At 71.8% G+C, this 19,908-nt stretch carries 13 protein-coding genes; 5 read left to right on the top strand and 8 right to left on the bottom strand.

Going from position 1 to position 19,908, the window contains the following annotated elements; genetic code table 11:
- Positions 1 to 37 precede the first annotated feature (37 nt).
- From ACIGDI_RS14395 to ACIGDI_RS14425, 7 genes are all read right to left on the bottom strand, one after another.
- The gene (locus tag ACIGDI_RS14395) at positions 38 to 1,891 is read right to left on the bottom strand and encodes an RICIN domain-containing protein (protein ID WP_399895455.1); all 1,854 of its coding nucleotides are present in this window, start codon (positions 1,889 to 1,891) and stop codon (positions 38 to 40) included.
- 15 nt (positions 1,892 to 1,906) lie between these two features.
- Positions 1,907 to 3,643, bottom strand: a complete 1,737-nt coding sequence (locus ACIGDI_RS14400) for an amylo-alpha-1,6-glucosidase (RefSeq protein ID WP_399895457.1) — start codon at positions 3,641 to 3,643, stop codon at positions 1,907 to 1,909.
- A 313-nt stretch (positions 3,644 to 3,956) separates the two neighbouring features.
- Positions 3,957 to 4,973, bottom strand: coding sequence for a LacI family DNA-binding transcriptional regulator (locus ACIGDI_RS14405; protein WP_399895461.1), 1,017 nt, complete (start codon positions 4,971 to 4,973; stop codon positions 3,957 to 3,959).
- 268 nt (positions 4,974 to 5,241) lie between these two features.
- Complete coding sequence (locus ACIGDI_RS14410) at positions 5,242 to 5,772, bottom strand: TerD family protein (RefSeq protein WP_399895464.1); 531 nt, start codon at positions 5,770 to 5,772, stop codon at positions 5,242 to 5,244.
- 135 nt (positions 5,773 to 5,907) lie between these two features.
- Positions 5,908 to 7,809 carry an SMI1/KNR4 family protein gene (locus ACIGDI_RS14415; RefSeq protein WP_399895467.1) on the bottom strand — a complete coding sequence of 634 codons (1,902 nt, stop codon included), beginning with the start codon at positions 7,807 to 7,809 and terminating at the stop codon, positions 5,908 to 5,910.
- Complete coding sequence (locus tag ACIGDI_RS14420; RefSeq protein ID WP_399897604.1) at positions 7,797 to 8,993, bottom strand: hypothetical protein; 1,197 nt, start codon at positions 8,991 to 8,993, stop codon at positions 7,797 to 7,799. Before ACIGDI_RS14420 ends, ACIGDI_RS14415 begins: the two co-directional genes overlap by 13 nt.
- A 236-nt stretch (positions 8,994 to 9,229) precedes the next feature.
- The gene (locus tag ACIGDI_RS14425; RefSeq protein ID WP_399895470.1) at positions 9,230 to 10,123 is read right to left on the bottom strand and encodes an alpha/beta hydrolase; all 894 of its coding nucleotides are present in this window, start codon (positions 10,121 to 10,123) and stop codon (positions 9,230 to 9,232) included.
- 239 nt (positions 10,124 to 10,362) lie between these two features.
- Here ACIGDI_RS14425 and ACIGDI_RS14430 point away from each other — a divergent pair, with 239 nt between their 5' ends.
- Both ACIGDI_RS14430 and ACIGDI_RS14435 read left to right on the top strand, forming a co-directional pair.
- Positions 10,363 to 11,079 carry a YqjF family protein gene (locus tag ACIGDI_RS14430; RefSeq protein ID WP_399897607.1) on the top strand — a complete coding sequence of 239 codons (717 nt, stop codon included), beginning with the start codon at positions 10,363 to 10,365 and terminating at the stop codon, positions 11,077 to 11,079.
- 138 nt (positions 11,080 to 11,217) lie between these two features.
- Complete coding sequence (locus tag ACIGDI_RS14435) at positions 11,218 to 11,757, top strand: hypothetical protein (protein ID WP_399895473.1); 540 nt, start codon at positions 11,218 to 11,220, stop codon at positions 11,755 to 11,757.
- Between the two features lie 29 nt (positions 11,758 to 11,786).
- Here the strand turns inward: ACIGDI_RS14435 and ACIGDI_RS14440 are convergent, their stop codons facing one another.
- Positions 11,787 to 12,215, bottom strand: a complete 429-nt coding sequence (locus tag ACIGDI_RS14440; protein ID WP_399895476.1) for an ATP-binding protein — start codon at positions 12,213 to 12,215, stop codon at positions 11,787 to 11,789.
- Positions 12,216 to 12,420: 205 nt separating this feature from the next.
- Here ACIGDI_RS14440 and ACIGDI_RS14445 point away from each other — a divergent pair, with 205 nt between their 5' ends.
- From ACIGDI_RS14445 to ACIGDI_RS14455, 3 genes are all read left to right on the top strand, one after another.
- Complete coding sequence (locus tag ACIGDI_RS14445) at positions 12,421 to 12,786, top strand: STAS domain-containing protein (protein ID WP_399895479.1); 366 nt, start codon at positions 12,421 to 12,423, stop codon at positions 12,784 to 12,786.
- Between the two features lie 267 nt (positions 12,787 to 13,053).
- Complete coding sequence (locus ACIGDI_RS14450; RefSeq protein WP_399895481.1) at positions 13,054 to 17,322, top strand: HAMP domain-containing protein; 4,269 nt, start codon at positions 13,054 to 13,056, stop codon at positions 17,320 to 17,322.
- A gap of 77 nt (positions 17,323 to 17,399) precedes the next feature.
- Entirely contained in the window at positions 17,400 to 19,859 is a 2,460-nt protein-coding gene (locus tag ACIGDI_RS14455; protein ID WP_399895484.1) for a SpoIIE family protein phosphatase, read from the top strand.
- Positions 19,860 to 19,908 lie beyond the last annotated feature (49 nt).

Here is a 19,908-nt window from a genome sequence, read left to right on the forward strand (position 1 = left end):
CGGTGCGGGCCCCCGCCGCCGGGGGCCCGCACCGCGCTCAGTTCTTGCCGGTGAGCCGCCAGATCTGGTTCTTCTTGGTGCTCAGCGCGCTCGCCGGGTCGCAGGTCCACTGGTGGATCCGCGCGCCGGCCGTGGTGGAGACGTTGCTGACGTCGACGCACTTGCCACTGTGCACGGCGAGCAGCTGGTAGTCCTTGCTGTTGCCGAGCGCGGTGACGGGCTTGAGGGTGAACTGCTGGTTGGTGCCTCCGTTGCAGGTGTACTGGATGACGGCGGCGCCGTCGGCGGTGGAGGCCTGCGACACGTCCAGGCACTTGCCGCTGAGCTCGTCGACCACGGTGTAGGTGTCGGTCCTGCCGCTGACCGGCTTCAGGTCGAGCATCTGCTGGTAGCCGCCTTCGCAGTACCACTGCTGGTACTGGGTGCCGTCGGCCCTGCTCAGGTCGGTGTCGTCCAGGCACTGGCCGCTGTTCTCACTGACCGCGACCGTGGAGACGGTCCGGTCGGACGGCGGGAGCAGGGTGACGGTGTAGCCGTCCTTGGCGCTGCTCCAGGGGATGCTCACCGAGGCCGCGTTGTCGCTGACGCTCAGCACGGTGTCGGAGACGGTCTCCGGCCCGGCCACCGCCGCGCCGCCGTTGTACGGGACCCGCTGGACGACCGCGCGGACCTTGCCGCTCTCCACCACCGAAGTGGTGTCGAGGCCGGTGAGGCCGACGGTGACGTTGCCGGTGTTGCCGTTGCTGCCGAGCAGGAGCTTGGTGTTCTTGGCCGTGTTGTCCTTGGTGGCCAGTCCGTCGATGCCGGAGCCGGGGGTGAGTTTGACGATGTTGCCGCTCTGGGAGCCGTAGTAGCGGTACATGAACCACTCGCCCAGCGGCAGGTACTGGCCGGCGCCGTTCTTGGTGAGCAGGTTGGCCTCGTTGTCGTGCAGGCCGGTGCCGGAGGCCCAGTTTCCGCGCAGCCCGTCGGCGCCGGCGCGCTCCAGGCGGCCGATGAACCAGGCGCCGCCGCCCGGGGACTGCATGGACAGGGTGGCGTACTCGTTGATCTGGTACGGGCGGGTGTTGGTCAACCCGGCTGCGGTGAGGGTGGAGTTGGCGCTGGAGACGCCGCTGACGGGGTCGCCGGGCTCGTCGTGCCAGCTGTAGATGTCCGGGGCGACCTTGTTGGCCTTGACGTAGTTCAGGTAGGTGGTCCACCAGGTGTTGGACGACGTGGGCTGCCCGGCGATGCTGGGGCCGACGATCAGCTGGCCCGGGAAGGCCGCCCGGACCCGCGCGTGGAAGCGGGACCACATCTGCAGGTACTGCGCCTGTGAGGGCTTCCAGAAGCCGCTGCCGTCGGGTTCGTTCCACAGGTCCCACTGGACCGTCATGTTGTTGGCCTTGACGTCACCGATGAGCTGGTCGAGGAAGGCGTCGAACTGCGTCCAGTCGCCGTTGTCGCCGGGGAAGGCCTGGTCGGTGGTGCCGTCCGCGCCCCACAGGTCGTGCGGCAGCAGGACGAAGGTGCCGCCGAGGGCGACGGTGCGCTTGTACTGCGCGAGCGTGGAGTCCCAGCGGGTCCGGTAGTCGGCGAGGCTGGTCGCGTAGCCGCCGCTGTTGAGCTGTGCGCCGCCGGCCCGCATGAAGTGCCACTTGATGTCCGTGAAGAAGTGGTCCTGCGGGAGTGAGCCGTTCGGCGTCATCCCGTAGATCATTCCGGAGCCGTGGTAGGTGGGTGCGCCGCCGGCGGTGGCGAAGTCCACGGTGACGCCGGTGTCGGCGGCACGCGAGGGGGCCGCGGGCACCAGGGTGGAGGCGAGGGCGGCCAGGAGGACGGCGACGGAGGCGGCTGCCCGGCGCCTGACGCGGGTCGTGGACGTGGCGGGTATGGCGGGTGAGTTCATGTGGGGGCTCCTGAGTCATCGGCGGTGTCGGTGTGCGTGTGCTTCGGCCAGCAGGAGGTAGCTGCCGGCGGTCCAGGTGTAGGCGCGGTCGCGCAGGCCCGTTCCGGTGAGGGCGTCGAAGTTCTCGGCGAATCCATGGGTCTCGCACAGGGCGCGGAAGCGGGCGCTGATGTCGTCGGCCAGCCGGTGGTGGCCCGCGCGGCGCAGGCCGTCCTCGACGAGGACGGTGGCGGGCGCCCAGATGGGGCCGCGCCAGTAGCCGTCGGCGCGGTAGTGCGGTGACGTGGTCAGTTCGGTGGCCAGGCCGTACGGCGTGAGGTGCGCCTCGATGCGGTCGGCCAGGGCGCCGGCGACGTCGGCGGGCAGGTGTTCGCCGAGTACGACGGGCATGAGGTCGAGGAGACCGGCGCTGCTCCAGGTGTTGCCGGTGGCGGCACCGCGGGCGAGGAACCTGTCGCCGGTCCAGAGCCGGTCGAGGAGCTCCGTCTGCATCTCCGCGGCTGCGGCGGTCCACCTGGCCGCCTGCTCCGGCCGCTCCAACTCGTCTGCGAGGTCGGCGAGTTCGCGCATCTGGAGGACGAGGAAGGCGGCCAGGTCGGCGGTGACCACCACGCGTTCGGGGTCGAAGGTGGTGGCGTTGTCCCAGCCGCTGTCGTTGCCGTGCTCGTAGTGGGCCAGTCGGGACCCGGGAGCCCTGCGTGCGGTGAGCCAGAAGTCGGTCCAGCGCTCCAACCGCTCGTACGCCTCGGCCAGTTCGGCCCGGCCGGGCGGGGTCGGCAGGCGGCGGCGCAGATGGCCGTATGCCCAGCCGTGGATGGGTGGCTTGACGAAGTTGTACAGGACCTCGGAGTGGGTGACGGAGTCGGGCAGGGCACCGCCGGCGTCCTGGTGGTCGAAGGGCAGGTGGTACTGGTCCAGCGCCAGTTCGGGGCAACCACGGGCCAGCGCGAGGGCGTTGAAGCAGTGGTCCCAGCTCCAGACCTTGTCCATCCAGTGCTTGGACATCAGTACGGCGGGCCGGGTGACCAGGCCGGCGGGCCGTACCGTCGCCGACCACAGGACGTAGGCGGCGAGTTCGGCCGCCGGGGTGGCGGAGGAGCGCCAGGGAGCCACCGCGTCGACGAAACCGGTGAACGCCCTCAGCGCGCGGTCCACGACGTCGTCGAAGGCGGCCTCGAGCCGGTACGGGGGGCGCGCGGTCTCGAACTCCTCGATCGCGATCTCCCAGGTGCCGTCCGCCTCCCCTCTCACGGCGAGACCGCGCTCGGCGCCGCCCAGGGCCTGGCTTCCGGCCGTCCGGGCGGTGGTGCCTCGCAGCACGGTGACGCGGTAGCGGCGTCCCGTCTCGTACGACGTGAACACCTGCGCGTCGGCCACGGGGTCGTGGAAGAAGTAGGTGCCGCTGAACGGGGTGAGGGCGGACGCGGCGGCGAGGACGCCTACGCCGAGTCCGCTGCCGCGCAGACGTACGGTGTCCGGCGACTCGTAGGCGAGGTCGATGCGCCCGCCCGGGGCGCTCCAGCGGAGCAGGGCCGCTGTGGCCTCGACGCGGGTCTCGACGCGGTCGTCCGTGCCGGGGTCCAGGGGAACCAGGCGCAGTACGGCGTGCATGCCGTTCTGGTGCGAGACGAGGTGGAGGTCGTCGGCGTACGCCTTCTCCGCGACGACGGGCGAGATGTCGAACCAGGAACCGTGGGTGCTGAACGGGATGTCGTGGACGGAGAAGGCCGGGCCGGGAGAGGCGGCGGTCATGTGGCGTGACTCGTTTCTGGAGCAGGGGGCAGCAGCAGGCCGACAACTGAGCGGCGGTCCGGGCGGGTTGGGGGTTTCAGTCCTTGACGGCACCGGCGGTCACGCCGGCGGCGACATCACTGCCTGGGCGGTCAGGGCGGCGGCGGTCAGCCGGCGCTGTCCTGCGGAGCTGTTCATCGCGGAGTCCTCTGTTCCGGGCATGCGGGTGCCGAGGCATGGGGTGATGAGGGTGAAAGGGGCATGCTGAAGGCACCGGGGGGCGATCGGCGGGTGAAGGAAGCGACGCCGCGCGGGGGTTGCCCGCGGGGCAGGGTCAGGTCGTCGAAGTACCGGGCCCGGTGCTGGCCCGCAGGGAGATCGGCGGGGTCAGGAGGTGGTGGCGGGGCGGCGCGTCGGGGTGGTCGAGCCGTTCCACCAGCAGGTCGACGGCTCGTCGGCCCATCTCCTCGGCAGGTACGTCGGCCGCGGTGAGCTGCGGGGTCACCGTCTCCGCCCAGCGACCGGCCACGACCCCCGTGACGGAGAAGTCGCGCGGCACATGGCGGCCGGCCTGGGCGAGCCCCCGGTACAGGCCGCCGAGGGCGGCCTCGTTCAGGGTGACCAGGGCCGTGGTGGCCGGGTCGTCGTGCAGGATCTGTTCCACGCAGGCCTGGCCGGAGGCCGCGTCGTCGCCGCAGCAGTACGTCCGTACCGTCAGCCCGCGCTCGGCGGCGGCCTTGGTGAAGCCGTCGAGGCCGCGCTGAGCGGACTCGTACCCGGACCGCAGCAGTTGCTCGGGCCGGTTGACGAAGGCGACCCGGCGGTGGCCGAGGTCCGCCAGATGGTGCACGCAGGCCGCCGCCAGGGCGGTGTGGTCCAGGCCCACCCACCAGCTGCCCTCGGGTCGTGCGGTGCGGCCGATGGCGACGAAGGGGAAGTCCAGGGCGGTCAGGTGGTCGACCCGGTCGTCCTGGAGCCTGATCTCCATCAGGATCGCGCCGTCGACGCGCCGCTCCCCCAGCAGCCGCTGGAAGGAGCGGTCGCTGTCGACGCCGCTCGGCGACAGCAGGACGTCGTAGTCGTGGGCCGCGGCGGCCTCGACCACGCTGCCGATGAAGTCCAGCTGCATGCCGGTGTAGTGGTTGCCGGCCGGCGGGAAGACCAGGCCGATCGTGCTGGTGCGGCCGTTGGCCAGGGCGCGGGCGCTGGCGTTCGGGCGGTAGCCCAGTTCGTCGATGACCTGCTGGATCTTCCGGCGGGTGTCGTCCGAGACCGGGCGCTTGCCGCTCAGCGCGTAGGACACGGTGCTCCGCGACACACCGGCCCGCCGGGCGATCTCACCGATGTTCACGAGGGGCTCCTAGCTCGAACCGGTGCGGCACCTCACAGGAGGGTACGCCCGCCGGTCGCGAGGGGGTGAGAGGGAGAGGGACCGCGAGCCGATCGCTTGTCGAACCGGTTCGCGTGAAGTGAACGTAGGAACTGCCCGCGCGGCTGTCAACACCCCTGGCAAGGCTCGTCCGTTGGAAAGAGAGAGGCGAAGTCCGCGCGAGAGGGATTGTCGGTCGGGGCAGCCGGCGCTAGTTTTCGAACCGGTTCGACGATTGGCGGGGCGGGCGTCAGTGCCGGACGCCGCCCATCTCCGCGGTGAACAGCACGGGGTCGCTGTCGAAACCTCTGACCATCTCGTGCATCTCCCACCGGCCGGAGGCGTCGCGGGTGAACTCCGCGATCGTCGCGGCGGTGGCATCGGCGACCTGCGTGAAGTCGTCCACGAGGAGTTGCCGGTATCCCTCGACGACGAGCACCCCGGCGTTGGTGAGGTCGCCGAAGGTACGAGGACCGCCGTCCTGGTGGATGGCCACGCCCACCACGACCCGTCCGTAGGCGGGCGAGAGCCGGTCGAACTCCAGCACCATGACCTCCACGTACCCGAAGCCCATGCCGGTCTCGCTGTGCCGGGGCATGTTGATGGTGCCGTCGGGTGAGCGGCTCTCGTAGTGCACGACGTAGGCGGGCCGCCCATGGGGATCGTCCGCCGAGTAGGTCGCCCCGATGATGTCGAGGTGACGGGCCGGCTCGCCGAAGGGACTCGGGTCCCACTTGAGCCTGACCTCGACCTTGCCCAGGCCCTCGCCGACACCGCTCATTTCCGCCACTCCCCCGTCAGACCGGCGCGGGCTCGCCCCGCATCCTCAAGTATGTGCCGTGACCAGCCGTTTGACGCCTTCATGACGGAGCCGGACAGGCCGCCGGACGACGGCGGATTCCGCCGAAGGCGGGGTTCAGGGCCGATACCGCACGAAGCGCAGGGTCGCGACGCGCTCGCCCGGCGCCGGGGGACGGTTCCACGGCCGGGTGCGGAAGCTGTGCAGGCGACCCCGGGTGAGGGCGAGCTTCGGCAGACGGACACCGAACTCGACGGCGAGGGCCTCCAGGGCGCGCCGCTCGCCCAGCCTCTCGGCGAGGGGCTCACCGGGAGGGAAGAGGCGGTCGGGATCGAGGGCGGCCGGAACGGGCCCTCGTCTGCCGATCGTGCCCGACCGCACGGTGAATCCGTAGGTTTCCTGGCCGTTCTCCGTGACGGACAGCAGGAAGTGCCCGATGGGGCCCCCGTCGCAGGGCTCGCTCCACACCGTGACCGCGCGGGCGCCCCGGGAGGCGGCGACGGCCGGGGAGACGAACCGCTTCTCGTCGAAGCCGCCGGGCCCGGGCTCCAGGGCGAAGCTCCAGCCGGGTCCCGCCCAGCCGACGACGGCCACCGCCTCGTCCCCGGACGTCGCGAGGTCGTGGTCGTGGCGCATGCTTCTGCGCGCGTCCCACAACGTCATCGGCTCCCGCAGGCCGGTGGCTCCGTCCGCGCCGATACGGCCGGGCAGTTCGGCCGGTTCCACGCCCTCCACCAGCAGGAAGCGGTACGACGTCAGGATGGAGCCCCGATCCGTGTCCGCCAGCCAGGCCAGGCCCGGGGGATCCTGGTCGGCCGCCGGAGCGGGGGCACTGCCGTGCTGCCCGGCCCTCGGTGTGGCCAGCAGTTCCCGGCCCCGCTCCGGCGTGAGGAGGGGGCCCAGGACCGGGTCGGCGCACAGGCCGACGGGTGCGATGTGGTCCGGGCCGAGCGGCCGCCATTCGGGCAGCGCGGTGCGCAGCGTGTGCCAGGCAGCGTCCGTCTCGCCCCAACGGGCCTGCTCCCGGGCCTCCTTCACGGCGGCCGCGAAGGGGCCCGCGGGCGTGTAGCGGAACGTGCCGTCCCGCAGCTGCCGCAGGGACTCGTCCACCGTCGGGCGCACGGTCTCGGGAGCTCCCCGCAGGAACGTGCTGTCGTCCCAGTGGTTCCGTATGTGTTCGGCGGCCAGCACCGGCAGCATCTCCGGCGCGTACCGCGGGTCGTCCGAGAGCCCGTGGAAGGACACCGTGTACGTCTCCCCGAGCAGGCGGCGGATCTGGTCACGCAGCCCCGTCGCCCGGGGCCTGCCGTACTCGATCGCCTCCGTCAGGGCCGCCGATGCCCGCTCGTATCTTCCGGCCAGGGCGTCGAGCCGGGCGGCCTCGACGGAGGCGTCCAGGGACCGCGTGGTGGCGTTGACGAACTCCCGCCCCTCGCGCGCCGATCGGTCCGTCTCCAGTTGGTGGAACTCCCTGTGCATCGCCTCCATGAAGGCGCGGAACGACGGGTGCCGTTCGGGCGGACTCGCACGCCACGGCGCCCAGGTGTGGACGGCCCACTCGCCGGTGTCGTCGACGTCACCGGGGTCGAGCAGGACGTACACGGCGTCCGACTCCACGTCGAGTTGCAGGGCCCGCTGCCACATCCCGGCCAGGAGTGCCTCTTCCCTGGTCGGGGCGTCGTCGAGTTCGCCGGGGAAGTACTCGGACAGGCCTGCCGCGTCCTCGTGCGGACGGATCCGGTCCGAGCCCGCCAGCAGCCAGACGAAGGCGCCCGCGTGCCGCCAGCCGTCGCTCACCGCCAGGAACGTCCGGTACGAGGGCGGCAGCCGGAGTCCGAGTCGTTCCTCCAGCGCCTGGATGCGCTCCTCGGAGGCGGGGGGAAATCCGAGCCACCGTGTGCGGCGCGGTTCCTCGTCACGCGGGTGTGTGTCTTCCGGTGCCTCCGGGTCCTGTGCGTCCGCCCACTCCTCGCTCCACCGCCGTAGGAAGGACCGCCAGTCGTCGCTCATGTCCGCCATGCCCGAAGCCTGACAGGTGCCACTGACAACGCCCTTGGCCCGGCAGGCGGTTGGCCCGGCGAAGGGGCCAAGTGCCGTTGGGCGGGGCGCGGGTCGGGGTTCGGTGGGCGGCGGGTGTCGCGTCTGCCGCGCGGCATGCGCTGGGGCCACCACAGGACGTAGGCGGCCGAACCGAACGCGAAGGCGAGGCGGATGAGGCCGCGGGCGCCGTCGGACGGGATCAGCAGGGCGCTGCCGTAGAGGGACAGCAGCGCGATCCAGCTCACCCAGGGCACCAGACGCCGCTGGCCGATCGAGTCCCAGATCAAGGTGCCGAGGAGGACGGAGGCGTTGTAGTACGTGTACACGCTGGGGTCCAAGGCGATGCGGGCGTCGGCGGCGAGCAGGACGACGGCCGGCCAGCGCTGCCGGCGGACGGCCAGGACGCCCAGGGCGACGCCGAGGCCCATCTGGGCGGGCCGGTCCCACCAGGGGGTGACGGGATCGTGCACGCCGAACCAGCGCAGGGACGAGGCCGGTTGGTTGGGAATGGTGAAGCGGGCGGCGGCGAAGGTGTCCGTGTGGGTGAGGTAGAACGGCAGCCAGGCGGCGGCCACCAGGGCGAACAGCCAGGCCGCGGCGCGCGCCCGGCCGCCGCGCGGCAGTGCCAGGAAGAGGGGAACGAAGCCGACCGCCCAGGGCTTGCAGCCGACGGCCAGGGCCAGGCAGACGCCGACGGCGGTCGCCCGGCCGCGGACCAGGGCGCGCACCGCCAGCGTGGTGAAGAACAGGGCCAGGACGTCGTCGAGATGCGCGAACCGCACGGCGACCTCCACCCACATGGGGATGAAGGCCGCGCCGGCGACCAGGACCCGCTGCTGGAGGCGCCGGTGGTTGACCCCGGTGCCCCGGTAGTGGTCCGCGGCCGCCCGGCCGACCAGGACGAGCATGTACAGGCCCAGGACCGACATGAACAGGTCCGCGAGCTTCTCCCCCGTCTCGGGCGGGAACGGCGCGAACAGCCCGGCGACGAGGAAGCTGACGGGGCCGATCTGCAGCTCGGGGTGGTTGGCGTAGAGAGCGAGGCCGCCCCCGGGGATCTGGTTGAACAGCAGCTGCTGGCCGGTCCTCAAGTAGTGCCAGGAGACGGCCTCGTGACGTTCGGCCACGACGAACCAGCCGGCCGTCCACACGGCCAGCAGCATGGTGTGCCGACGGACCGGCAGCCGCTTCGCCCAGCCGAACCGCTCCCCGCCCCCGGGCGCGGCACTCGCCGTTCGCCGGTTCGGCACACCCCGTCCTTCCGCTCCACGCACTGTCGGCACCGGGGCGGCCGAGGACACGGCCCCGCCCGGCTCACCTCAGTAGAGGGACTGGGCGCGACGTGGGTTCCTCCGGGGCGGGCCGGATCCCCGCGTGGAGCGCGGTGGCGCCGTCGGCCTCACTCGTGGAGCGCGCCGCGCAGGGTGGTGGCCATCAACTCCAAGGCCTCCTTCGCCGCCGTCGCCGGGCCGGTGTGGGTGAAGTAGTGGTCGACGCCCGTGAAGACCCGGTGGGTGACCGGGACACCGGCGGCCTCCAATGCCTTCGCGTAGGCGTCTCCTTCGTCGCGCAGGCGGTCGTTCTCGGCGGTGATGACCAGGGCGGGAGGCAGGCCGGCGAGGTCGTCGGCGAGTGCGGGCGAGACGAGGGGGTCCGCGCGGTCGGCCGGGTCCGGGACGTAGACGTCGGTGAAGATCCGCATCAGCCGGGGGCCGAGCAACGGTCTGGCGATGGGCGACTGCTTGGTGGCGGGGTCGGCGTGCTGGTCGAGCGGGGCGGAGTCCAGGATCTGGAGCCGGGGCGTGAAGGTGCCGCGGTCCCGGGCCGTGCGGCAGACCGCGGCGGTGAGGTTGCCGCCGGCGCTGTGCCCGCCCACGGCGAGCCGCGAACCGTCCCAGCCGTTCGCGGCGCCGTTCTCGACGACCCATGCGGTGACGTCGTACGCCTGTGTGACGGGGACCGGGAAGGGCCGCTGCGGGGCGACGGCGTAGTCCACGTTGACGACGACGCAGCCGGCCTCGGCGGCCAGGTAGCGGCAGATGTGGTCGTCCTGTTCCGGGCGGGCGATCACGAAGCCGCCGCCGTGGAAGTTGACGTAGACGGGGGCGTGGGCCTCGGCGGTGGCCGGCGGGCGGTAGACCGTGGAGGTCACCGGTCCGGCGCCGGTCTCCACGCGGAGGACTTCGGTGCGCTTCGGTATGTCCGTGAAGCGCAGGTCCTCGTGCACCCGGGCCATCACGCGGCCGAGGAGCAACTGCATGCCCCTGGCCTGGAGTCTGGAGCCGAACGGCATGACCGTACCCCTTACTGCAACATTAAATCAACAGGATTCCTGATGATGAATGATCGCCTCGCGCAGCGCAATGGGGTGGAGGACAGAACCGTGTGCCGGGCCCGGTTCGCGGGAGTGACCTCGCGAACCAGGAGCTGTGTGTGATGGCGTTCCGTGATCGCGGGCACGGGGCGCAGCTCACCGGGATCATCCCTCTGACCTGCAGTTTTGCTCTGGCTCGTGTGGGGGACTCGTCCCGTGTGGTGGCCTATGGGGCGGAGCAGCGGGTGCGGGTGCCGGCTCTGCGGGCCCGGTGGCGGAGCCAGGCTTTCGTGCACTGGGCGTACCCGCCGCAGGCCGTGCAGGCCCTGCTGCCCGGGGAACTCGTCGTGGACGAGTACGACGGAGCCGCCTGGGTGGGCCTGACGCCGTTCGAGATGACGGGGGTGCGCCCGCCGGGGGTGCCGGGCGCGGGCTTGACGTTCGCGGAGACGAACCTGCGCACCTATGTCCGCAACGGCGACGGGCAGGACGGGCTGTGGTTCCTCTCCATCGAGGTCGGCTGTCCGCTGATGCTGGCGGCGCGTGCCGTCGGGGCGCCGTACCACCCGGGCAGACTGGGCCTGCGGGTGTGCGGGGACACCGTCTCGTACGCCGGTTCGCGCCGGGGCGGCCGTCCTTCCTACCGTCTCGTCGTCCGGCCCGGAGACCCTGTCCGGCCAACGGAGCGCGATGTGTGGCTGACCTCGCGCTGGCGGTCGTACACGCGGCGGTTCGGCAGGCTGTGGGAGACACCGGTCGAGCACGAACCGTGGCCGCTGGCCGCGGCGACGGTCGACGTCCTCGAGGAGACGCTCACCGCCGCGGCGGGCCTGCCCTCCCCCGCGGATGAGCCCGTCGTGCACTTCTCGGCGGGCGTCCGGCACGTACGGCTGGGCGCGTCCCGCCCCGTGCGCACGGGACCACGCCGGTCGTGACGCCGCCGGGCGGGCGCGGTCGTCCCCTCCGAAAGGCGGTCGTCCGGGCGGTGGACCGGCCCGGACGGGGCACTCGCCGCCCTACGGCGGATTTCCACCCACCCACCGACGGCGGTTTCACCGACCCCAAGGAGTGCCATGCCTGCCCCACGACTGCTCGGCGTCTATCTCAACGACCACCTGGCCGGCGCGACCGTCGGTGCGGAGCTGGGGCACCGCATGGTCCAGGAGCACGGCGACACGGCGTACGGCGACGAGCTGCGGAACCTGGCGACCGAGATCGCCCAGGACCGGCGGGCCCTGCTGCGGATCATGGGCGAAGTGGAGGTCCCCGCGCGACGGTACAAGGTCTACGGGGCGTGGCTGGGCGAGAAGCTGGGCCGGGCCAAGCCCAACGGCCGTCTGCTGCGCCGATCCGGCCTCACACTGCTGATCGAGTTGGAGGCGCTGCGGTCGGGCGTGGCCGGAAAGGCGCTGCTCTGGCGGGCCCTGCTCGCCGCGGCGGCGGACGATGCGCGCTTCGACCAGGACCGGCTGGAGGAGTTGCGGCAGCGGGCGGACCGGCAGAGGCAGACGCTCGACTCACTGCACGCCCGGGCCGCCGCCGGCCTGCTGTCCGCCCCGGAGTCCGCCCCGGAGTCGCAGCTCTCGGGATCGTCGGCGGCCCGGTCCGGCTGATGCCCGCGGTGCCGCCGCCGTCGAACCACTCAGCCCAGCAGCGGATCGTCGAAGAGCGAGAGCCTGGCGGTGACGCGCTTGCCGACGGGCTCCCGGCGAGCCTCGAAGCCCTGCACGACCGCCATCACGATCTCCAGGCCGTGCTGCCCCACCCGTCCGGCGTCGGCGGCCTGGGCCCAAGGAAGCGTGGGATCGGTGTCCCACACCTCGATCTCCACCGTGCTGCCGTCCGCGATACGCAGCTGCAGCAGGGCCGGGCCGGGCGCGTACTTCAGCGCATTGGTGACCAGTTCGCTGACGACCAGCTGCGACAGGTCCAGCGTCCGCGCCGAGACCGGCAGTCCGTGCTCGGACTGTGCGCGCGCCAGGAAGGCGGACACCTGGCCCCTGGCGTCGGCGATGCAGCCCGGCGCTCCGTCAAGGGCCACGGTTACCTCGGCAGGTGCGGCTTCCGGCATCCGAAACCACTCCTCGGGCGGAACAGACTGCCTGCCGCCGATGTGCAATACCCCGTTCATGAGCGCGCGACTACCCCGTAGGTCTCGTCCTACTCCTGCGCCGCGCACACATGAATGCGGCTCGTGCGTGCATCGAGCCCGGAATACGGGGCAGCGATGGCAAGAGGGACGTGACGGGGTGCCGACCGACCGCGGAAGGACGCGAGTGGCAGACAACCGGGAAGCAGTGGGCCACGGCGGGCTGTCCGTGGTCCGTGCCGACGTCGGCGGCATCGCCGTCCTCGGCCTCGAGGGGGAAGTGGACTACCAGAGCTCGTCGGCCCTGACCCGGGTGATGCCACCGGCCGACGACGACCCGGGCCGTCGGCTCGTGCTCGACCTGAGCCAGGTCACGTTCATGGACTCCAGCGGTGTCAACGCCCTGATCGCCGCCCATCAGGCCAGGCGGCCGGTACAGGGGTGGCTGCGGCTGGCCGGGGTGCGCGGAGCGGTGCTGCGCACCTTGCAGCTGGTGGGCCTCGACACGATGATCGCCTGTTTTCCGAGCGTCGAGGATGCCCTTCGACCGTGACGGGCGGGCGGTGGACGACCGCCTGAGAATCTGTCCGAGTACCCCGCATCACCCAGGGCATGCCGCCTTTCGCATGCCTTTTTTCGGCCTCCTCAATGGCCTGCGCGAGGCTTTGGCCGCCGCCCGGGAACTGCGTTAACCTTCGACCGATTTCTCATCAGGCATATCCGTGAACTGCGGATTTGCCGCTCAAAGCGGGGCTTCGGGCCCCGGCGCGGTTCCGAGTCCTCGGGGTGAGGGCTCTTGGGGAGCGGAACGAGGATGCGCATGACCACCAAGTCGGTCGAGGTCGAGAAGCAGGGGCCGGGCGAGCAGGAGCTGCGGCAGCTGCTGGCCGGGCTGACCGCCGTACGCGACGGTGACTTCGGCACCCGCCTGCCGTCGGACGGCGAGGGGCTGCTCGGCGACATCGCCACGGTTTTCAACGGCATGGTCGACCAGCTGTCCGTGTTCACCTCGGAAGTGACGCGGGTGGCCCGCGAGGTGGGTACCGAGGGCACGCTGGGCGGGCAGGCGGAGGTGCCGGGAGTCTCCGGCACCTGGGCCGACCTGACCGACTCGGTCAACGCCATGGCGGGCAACCTGACCACGCAGGTCCGTGACATCGCCCAGGTGGCCACCGCGGTCGCCAAGGGAGATCTGTCACAGAAGATCGACGTGCCCGCCCGCGGCGAGATCCTGCAGCTGAAGGAGACCGTCAACACGATGGTCGACCAGCTCTCCGCGTTCGCCGACGAGGTCACCCGCGTCGCCCGCGAGGTCGGCAGCGAGGGCCGGCTCGGCGGCCAGGCGCAGGTGCCCGGCGTCGGCGGTGTCTGGCGCGACCTGACCGACTCGGTCAACTTCATGGCCGGAAACCTGACCTCCCAGGTCCGCAACATCGCCCAGGTGACGACCGCGGTGGCGCAGGGCGACCTCTCCCAGAAGATCACCGTGGACGCCCGCGGCGAGATCCTGGAACTGAAGAACACCATCAACACCATGGTCGACCAGCTCTCCGCCTTCGGAGACGAGGTCACCCGCGTCGCCCGGGAGGTCGGCACCGAGGGGCGCCTGGGCGGCCAGGCGGACGTCAAGGGCGTGAAGGGCACCTGGCGCGACCTCACGGACTCCGTGAACTTCATGGCGGGCAACCTCACCGCACAGGTCCGCAACGTCGCCCAGGTGGCCACCGCGGTGGCGCAGGGCGACCTCTCCCAGAAGATCACCGTGGACGCCCGCGGCGAGATCCTGGAACTGAAGAACACCATCAACACCATGGTCGACCAGCTCTCCGCGTTCGCCGACGAGGTCACCCGCGTCGCCCGCGAGGTCGGCACCGAGGGCAACCTCGGCGGCCAGGCGATCGTGCGGGGTGTGTCGGGGACCTGGAAGGACCTGACGGACAACGTCAACGTGATGGCGTCCAACCTGACCGGGCAGGTCCGCTCCATCGCCCAGGTCGCCACCGCGGTCGCGCGCGGCGACCTGTCGCAGAAGATCACCGTCGAGGCCAAGGGCGAGGTCGCCGCCCTCGCCGACGTGATCAACACCATGGTCGACACGCTGTCCGCGTTCGCCGACGAGGTCACCCGCGTCGCCCGCGAGGTGGGCACCGAGGGACGCCTGGGTGGCCAGGCGCACGTGCCGAACGTGGCCGGCACCTGGAAGGACCTGACGGACAACGTCAACTCCATGGCCAACAACCTCACCGGGCAGGTGCGCAACATCGCCCTGGTGACGACCGCGGTGGCCAACGGCGACCTGTCGAAGAAGATCGACGTCGACGCGCGCGGCGAGATCCTGGAGCTGAAGACGACCATCAACACGATGGTCGACCAGCTGTCGTCGTTCGCCGCGGAGGTCACCCGCGTCGCCCGCGAGGTCGGCAGCGAGGGCCGACTGGGCGGCCAGGCCGAGGTGGAGGGCGTCGAGGGCACCTGGAAGCGGCTCACGGAGAACGTCAACGAGCTCGCCGGGAACCTCACCCGGCAGGTCCGCGCGATCGCCGAGGTCGCCAGCGCCGTGGCCGAGGGCGACCTGACCCGCTCGATCACCGTGGAGGCGTCCGGTGAGGTCGCCGAGCTGAAGGACAACATCAACTCCATGGTGGAGTCGCTGCGGGAGACCACGCGGGCCAACCAGGAGCAGGACTGGCTCAAGACCAACCTGGCCCGTATCTCCAGTCTGATGCAGGGCCACCGCGACCTGCCGGTCGTCGCCGAGCTGATCATGGACGAGCTGACGCCGCTGGTCTCCGCCCAGTACGGCGCCTTCTACCTCGCCGAGGACACCGAAGCCGGGCACGACCTGCGCCTGGTGGGCTCCTACGGCTTCCCGGACGACGACGGCCGGCCCACCCGCATCCCCATCGGCCGCTCCCTGGTCGGCCAGGCGGCGCGCAACCGCCGGACCATCACGGTGGAGGACCTGCCCGAGGACTACGTCAGCATCTCCTCCGGCCTCGGCCACGCGCTCCCGCGCGCCCTGGTGGTGCTGCCCATCGTGGTCGAGGAGCAGGTGCTCGGCGTCATCGAACTGGCCTCGCTCACCCGCTTCAGGCAGATCCACCAGGACTTCCTGACGCAGCTGATGCCGACCATCGGCGTCAACCTCAACACCATCGTCGCCAACGTCCGCACCGACGAACTGCTGGAGGAGTCCCAGCGGCTGACCGTGGAACTGCAGGCCAGGTCCGGGGAGTTGCAGGTCCAGCAGGTCGAACTGCAGCGCTCCAACGCCGAGCTGGAGGAGAAGGCCTCCCTGCTGGCATCGCAGAACCGCGACATCGAGGCCAAGAACCTGCAGATCGAGCAGGCCCGGCAGGAACTGGAGACCCGGGCGCAGCAGCTGGCCCTGGCCTCCAAGTACAAGTCGGAGTTCCTGGCCAACATGAGCCACGAACTGCGCACCCCGCTCAACAGCCTGCTGATCCTGGCCCAGTTGCTGGCCCAGAACCCCTCGCGCAACCTCACGCCGAAGCAGGTCGAGTACGCGGGAATCATCCACTCGGCCGGTTCGGACCTGCTGCAGCTGATCAACGACATCCTCGACCTGTCCAAGGTCGAGGCGGGCAAGATGGACGTCTCCCCCGAGCGGGTCCCGCTGCGCCAGCTGCTGGAGTACGTCGAGGCGACGTTCCGCCCGATGACCACGCAGAAGAGCCTGGAATTCACCGTGGCCACCGCGCCCGGCACGCCCGCGGACCTGCTCACCGACGACTCCCGGCTGCGCCAGATCCTGCGCAACCTGCTGTCCAACGCGGTGAAGTTCACCGAGCAGGGCGGCGTGGAGCTGCGCATCGAACCGGCGGCCGACCGGGAGGTGCCGCCCGGTGTGCACCGGGGCGGCCCCGTGGTGGCGTTCCGGGTGAAGGACACCGGCATCGGCATCCCCCAGCAGCAACTGGAGACGATCTTCGGGGCGTTCCAGCAGGCCGACGGGACGACCAGCCGCAAGTACGGCGGCACCGGCCTGGGCCTGTCCATCACCCGGGAGATCGCCCACCTGCTCGGCGGTGCCGTCAGCGTCGACAGCACTCCCGGCCAGGGCAGCACGTTCACGCTCTATCTGCCCGTCGCCCGCGCCGACTTCGAGGAGCTGGCGGACGGCGGACGGCCGGCCGAGCAGCACCGGGACGAGAGCGTGCCGGACACGGCGGAGCCCCGGGCGCTGTCCGGTGCCACGCCACCGTCCGGGCACCGCAGGCGCCGCCTGCTGGTCGTCGAGGAGCGCCAGCGCGGTCTGCTCTCGCTCGTCGCCGAGCGTGCCGTCGCGGACATCGCGCACGACCCGGCGGACCCGCACGGCGAGATCGACATCATCACCGCCGTCGGAGCGGAGGAGGCCGCGAGCACGCTGGCGGCCGAGCCCTGCCACTGCGTGGTCCTCGAACTCGGCATGCCGCACGCCGAGGGCGCGGACTTCCTGGAGGCCATGCGCGGTGACTCCGCGCTGGCCAGCGTGCCCGTGCTGGTGCACACCGGTCACCGGGTGGACCTCTCCCAGGAACAGGCCCTGCGGGCGCTGGCGGGCGACCGGCCGCTGGACTTCCTCTCCAGCCTGGACGAGCTGCGCGAGCGGATCACCCTGCACCTGTCCGCCGAGCAGCCGGGCGACGTGCTCTCGCTGGTGCGCGCCGAGGAGTCGCAGCACGCCCCGGCGCAGGTGGTGGACGACTCGTTCATCGGCCGGACGGTCCTGGTGGTCGACGACGACGCGCGCAACCTCTTCGCCCTCAGCGGGGTACTGGAGCTGCACGGTTTCGAGGTCCTGCACGCGGACAACGGCCGCAAGGGCATCGAGATGCTGCTCGCGCACCCGGACATCTCGCTGGTCCTGATGGACGTGATGATGCCGGAGATGGACGGCTACGCGGCCACCTCGGAGATCCGGTCCATGCCGCAGTACGCGGAGCTGCCGATCATCGCCGTCACCGCGAAGGCGATGCCGGGCGACCAGGAGAAGAGTCTCGCGTCGGGCGCGAACGACTACATCACGAAGCCTGTCGACACCGGCGACCTGATCGCCCGCGTCCGGCACTGGCTGCCCTCGTGACCGGGCGGCACCACCGCCGCGTCCCCCAGCCGACCGTGTGACGTCCCCCGGCGTCCCCGCCGCAGAACAGGCCAACCGTGAGTGATCTCCGTCAGCCGCCCGAATCACCCGCCGCCGAGCCCGCCGAGTCGCCCGACGACGTCGGCACGTCCGTCGCGGAGAGCGCCGGCACCGACGATCCCGGGCAGACGTCCCCCGTCGGGCGGCTGGCGGCGACCGTGGACCGGCTGCGCCGCGAGGTACGGGCGGCGCAGGCCGAGGCGGACGGGCGCGCCCTGATCGAGCTGGCCAAGGGCATCCTGGTCGAGCGGCTGGGCTGTGGTCCGGCGCAGGCGGCGCGGCAGCTCGCCGAACTGACCGAGCAGGCGGGCGTGACGCCACTGGAGTTCGCCGTCGAGGTCATCAACCAGGCCTCGCGCGACCGGGTCTCGGAGGTCACCAGCGCCTTCCTCGCCGCCACGGCGGCCCGGTCCGACGTGGCCGCGGCCGCGGCCACCGACGGCACCTCCTCCGCCGTACGGCTGCGCACCGCGGAGAGCGGGGTGCTGGCCGCGGACGACACCCAGGCCGTCGCCGACTCCCTGCTGGAGCACGCCCTGACCCCGCTGGGCGCGGAGGCGGTGGCCATCTGGGGGCTGGGGGCCGACGGCTCGCTGAGCCTCGCGGGCAGCGCCGGGTTCTCCACCGCCGAGGCCGGGCGGTGGCGGCACGTGCCGCCGGGCGTGACGACGGTGGCGCGCCGTGGGCTCACCGAGGAGGGGGGCCAGTGGATCCGCAGCCTGGCCGACACCGGGCTGCCGTCCATCGGCCAGCACCACCACCCCGAGGGCGGCCGGGTGGCCGTACCGGCCGGGACCGGCGGGCGGATCCACGGTGTGCTGGAGATCGCCTGGCCCGCACCGCTGGACACGCTGTCGCCGCCGATCGTCCGGCAGATCGAGGCCCTCGCGGAGCTGTGCGCGCACACGCTGGAGACCTCGGCGCTGCCGGACCCCGCGGAGGACACGGGCCCGCGCGTCCTGCCGGACGTCGCCGAGCTGATGGACCTCGCCGACGGGCTGCACGACCCGGCGCTGGTGCTGACGCCGCACCTGGACGCCGAGGGACGGCTGGTCGACTTCCTCATCCAGCACGTCAACGGGCGCTTCCTGGACCCCGCGGGCCGGCCGCGCGGCGTCATCAACGGCGCCCTGCTGCTGGAGACCTATCCCCTGGCCGCGGGGCAGAGCGAACTGTTCGAGCGGATCGAGCGCGTCTACGCCACCGGCGAGCCCTACCGTGCCCACCGTATGCGGCTGACGGCGCTGGTGGACGACGTGCACCTGACCGCGGTCGCCGACATCAACATCAGTCGGCACGGCAGCAGCGTCCTGCTGATCTGGCGCATCGAGGACGAGACGGCCAGGCTGGCCAATCTGCTCCAGCACGCCCAACGCCTGGGCCGCATCGGTGGTTTCGAGGAGAACCTGCTCACCGGCGAGATCACCTGGAACGGCCAGCTGTACCACCTCTACGGCAGGTCGGCCTCCAGCGCTCCGGTGCCGCTGGAGGAACTGCCCGCCCACGCGCACCCCGACGACGCCGTGGCCATCGGCCGGTTCCTGCGGGCCCTGCTGCACCACCGCCGGCCCGCGTCCGCCGCCTTCCGGCTGCAGCGCCCCGACGGGGTCACCCGGCACATCCGGGTCGTCGCGGAGCCGGTCCTCGACTCCGACGGCCAGCTGTACGTCGTACGCGGCGCGTACCAGGACATCTCCGCGCACCACTGGACCGAGGTCGCGCTCGCCGCCACCCGTGACCAGCTCGCCCACACCGAGCAGCAGGCCAGCGAGCGCAACCGGCTCGCCCTGCAGCTGCAGCACGCCATCATGCCTCCGGCGCAGGCTCCGCTGGAGGCGCCCGGGCTGCGGGTGGCCGTGCGCTACCGGCCCGCGGAGACCCAGCACCTGGTGGGCGGCGACTGGTACGACGCGGTCGTGCTGCCGTCCGGGCTGGTGCTGCTGTGCGTGGGCGACGTCGCGGGGCACGGCATAGAGGCGGCCACCAGCATGGTCGTGCTGCGCAACGCGATGCGCGGGCTCGCCGTCACCGGCGCCGGGCCGGCCCAGGTGCTGGCCTGGCTGAACATGGTGGCCCACCATCTGACCGGCGCCGTCACCGCCACCGCGGTCTGCGCCCTGTACGACCCCGACAAGCGCACCCTGCGCTGGGCCCGCGCCGGCCATCTGCCGCCGGTTCTGGTGCGCGGCACGGAGGCGACGGCCCTGCCGCTGGTCAAGGGCCTGCTGCTGGGCGCCGTACCGGAGGCCGGTTATGAGGAGCACGAGGTGCAACTCGCCGTCGACGACACGCTGTTGATGTACACAGACGGCCTGATCGAGCGCCGCGACCGGTCCGTGGAGGAGTCCCTGGCGCAGTTGCTGACGGCGGCGCGCGCGGTTCCGCCCTCGCTGGACCAGCAGCTGGACCGGCTGCTCACGCACAGCAGGTCCGACACGGACGACGACACCTGCATCGTCGGGATCCGCGTCGCCTGACCCGCGAACGGCCGCCACGGCCCGAACCGCCCTACACCGGACCGACCGA

The organism is Streptomyces sp. NPDC085900 (assembly GCF_044540925.1).
Classification (GTDB): Bacteria; Actinomycetota; Actinomycetes; order Streptomycetales; family Streptomycetaceae; genus Streptomyces; species Streptomyces gilvifuscus.

Coding starts and splice junctions, on each gene's coding strand:
- ACIGDI_RS14395 (WP_399895455.1), bottom strand. CDS start 1,891: ATGAACTCACCCGCCATACCCGCCACGTCCACGACCCGCGTCAGGCGC.
- ACIGDI_RS14400 (WP_399895457.1), bottom strand. CDS start 3,643: ATGACCGCCGCCTCTCCCGGCCCGGCCTTCTCCGTCCACGACATCCCG.
- ACIGDI_RS14410 (WP_399895464.1), bottom strand. CDS start 5,772: ATGAGCGGTGTCGGCGAGGGCCTGGGCAAGGTCGAGGTCAGGCTCAAG.
- ACIGDI_RS14415 (WP_399895467.1), bottom strand. CDS start 7,809: ATGGCGGACATGAGCGACGACTGGCGGTCCTTCCTACGGCGGTGGAGC.
- ACIGDI_RS14420 (WP_399897604.1), bottom strand. CDS start 8,993: ATGCTGCTGGCCGTGTGGACGGCCGGCTGGTTCGTCGTGGCCGAACGT.
- ACIGDI_RS14425 (WP_399895470.1), bottom strand. CDS start 10,123: ATGCCGTTCGGCTCCAGACTCCAGGCCAGGGGCATGCAGTTGCTCCTC.
- ACIGDI_RS14435 (WP_399895473.1), top strand. CDS start 11,218: ATGCCTGCCCCACGACTGCTCGGCGTCTATCTCAACGACCACCTGGCC.
- ACIGDI_RS14440 (WP_399895476.1), bottom strand. CDS start 12,215: ATGCCGGAAGCCGCACCTGCCGAGGTAACCGTGGCCCTTGACGGAGCG.
- ACIGDI_RS14450 (WP_399895481.1), top strand. CDS start 13,054: ATGACCACCAAGTCGGTCGAGGTCGAGAAGCAGGGGCCGGGCGAGCAG.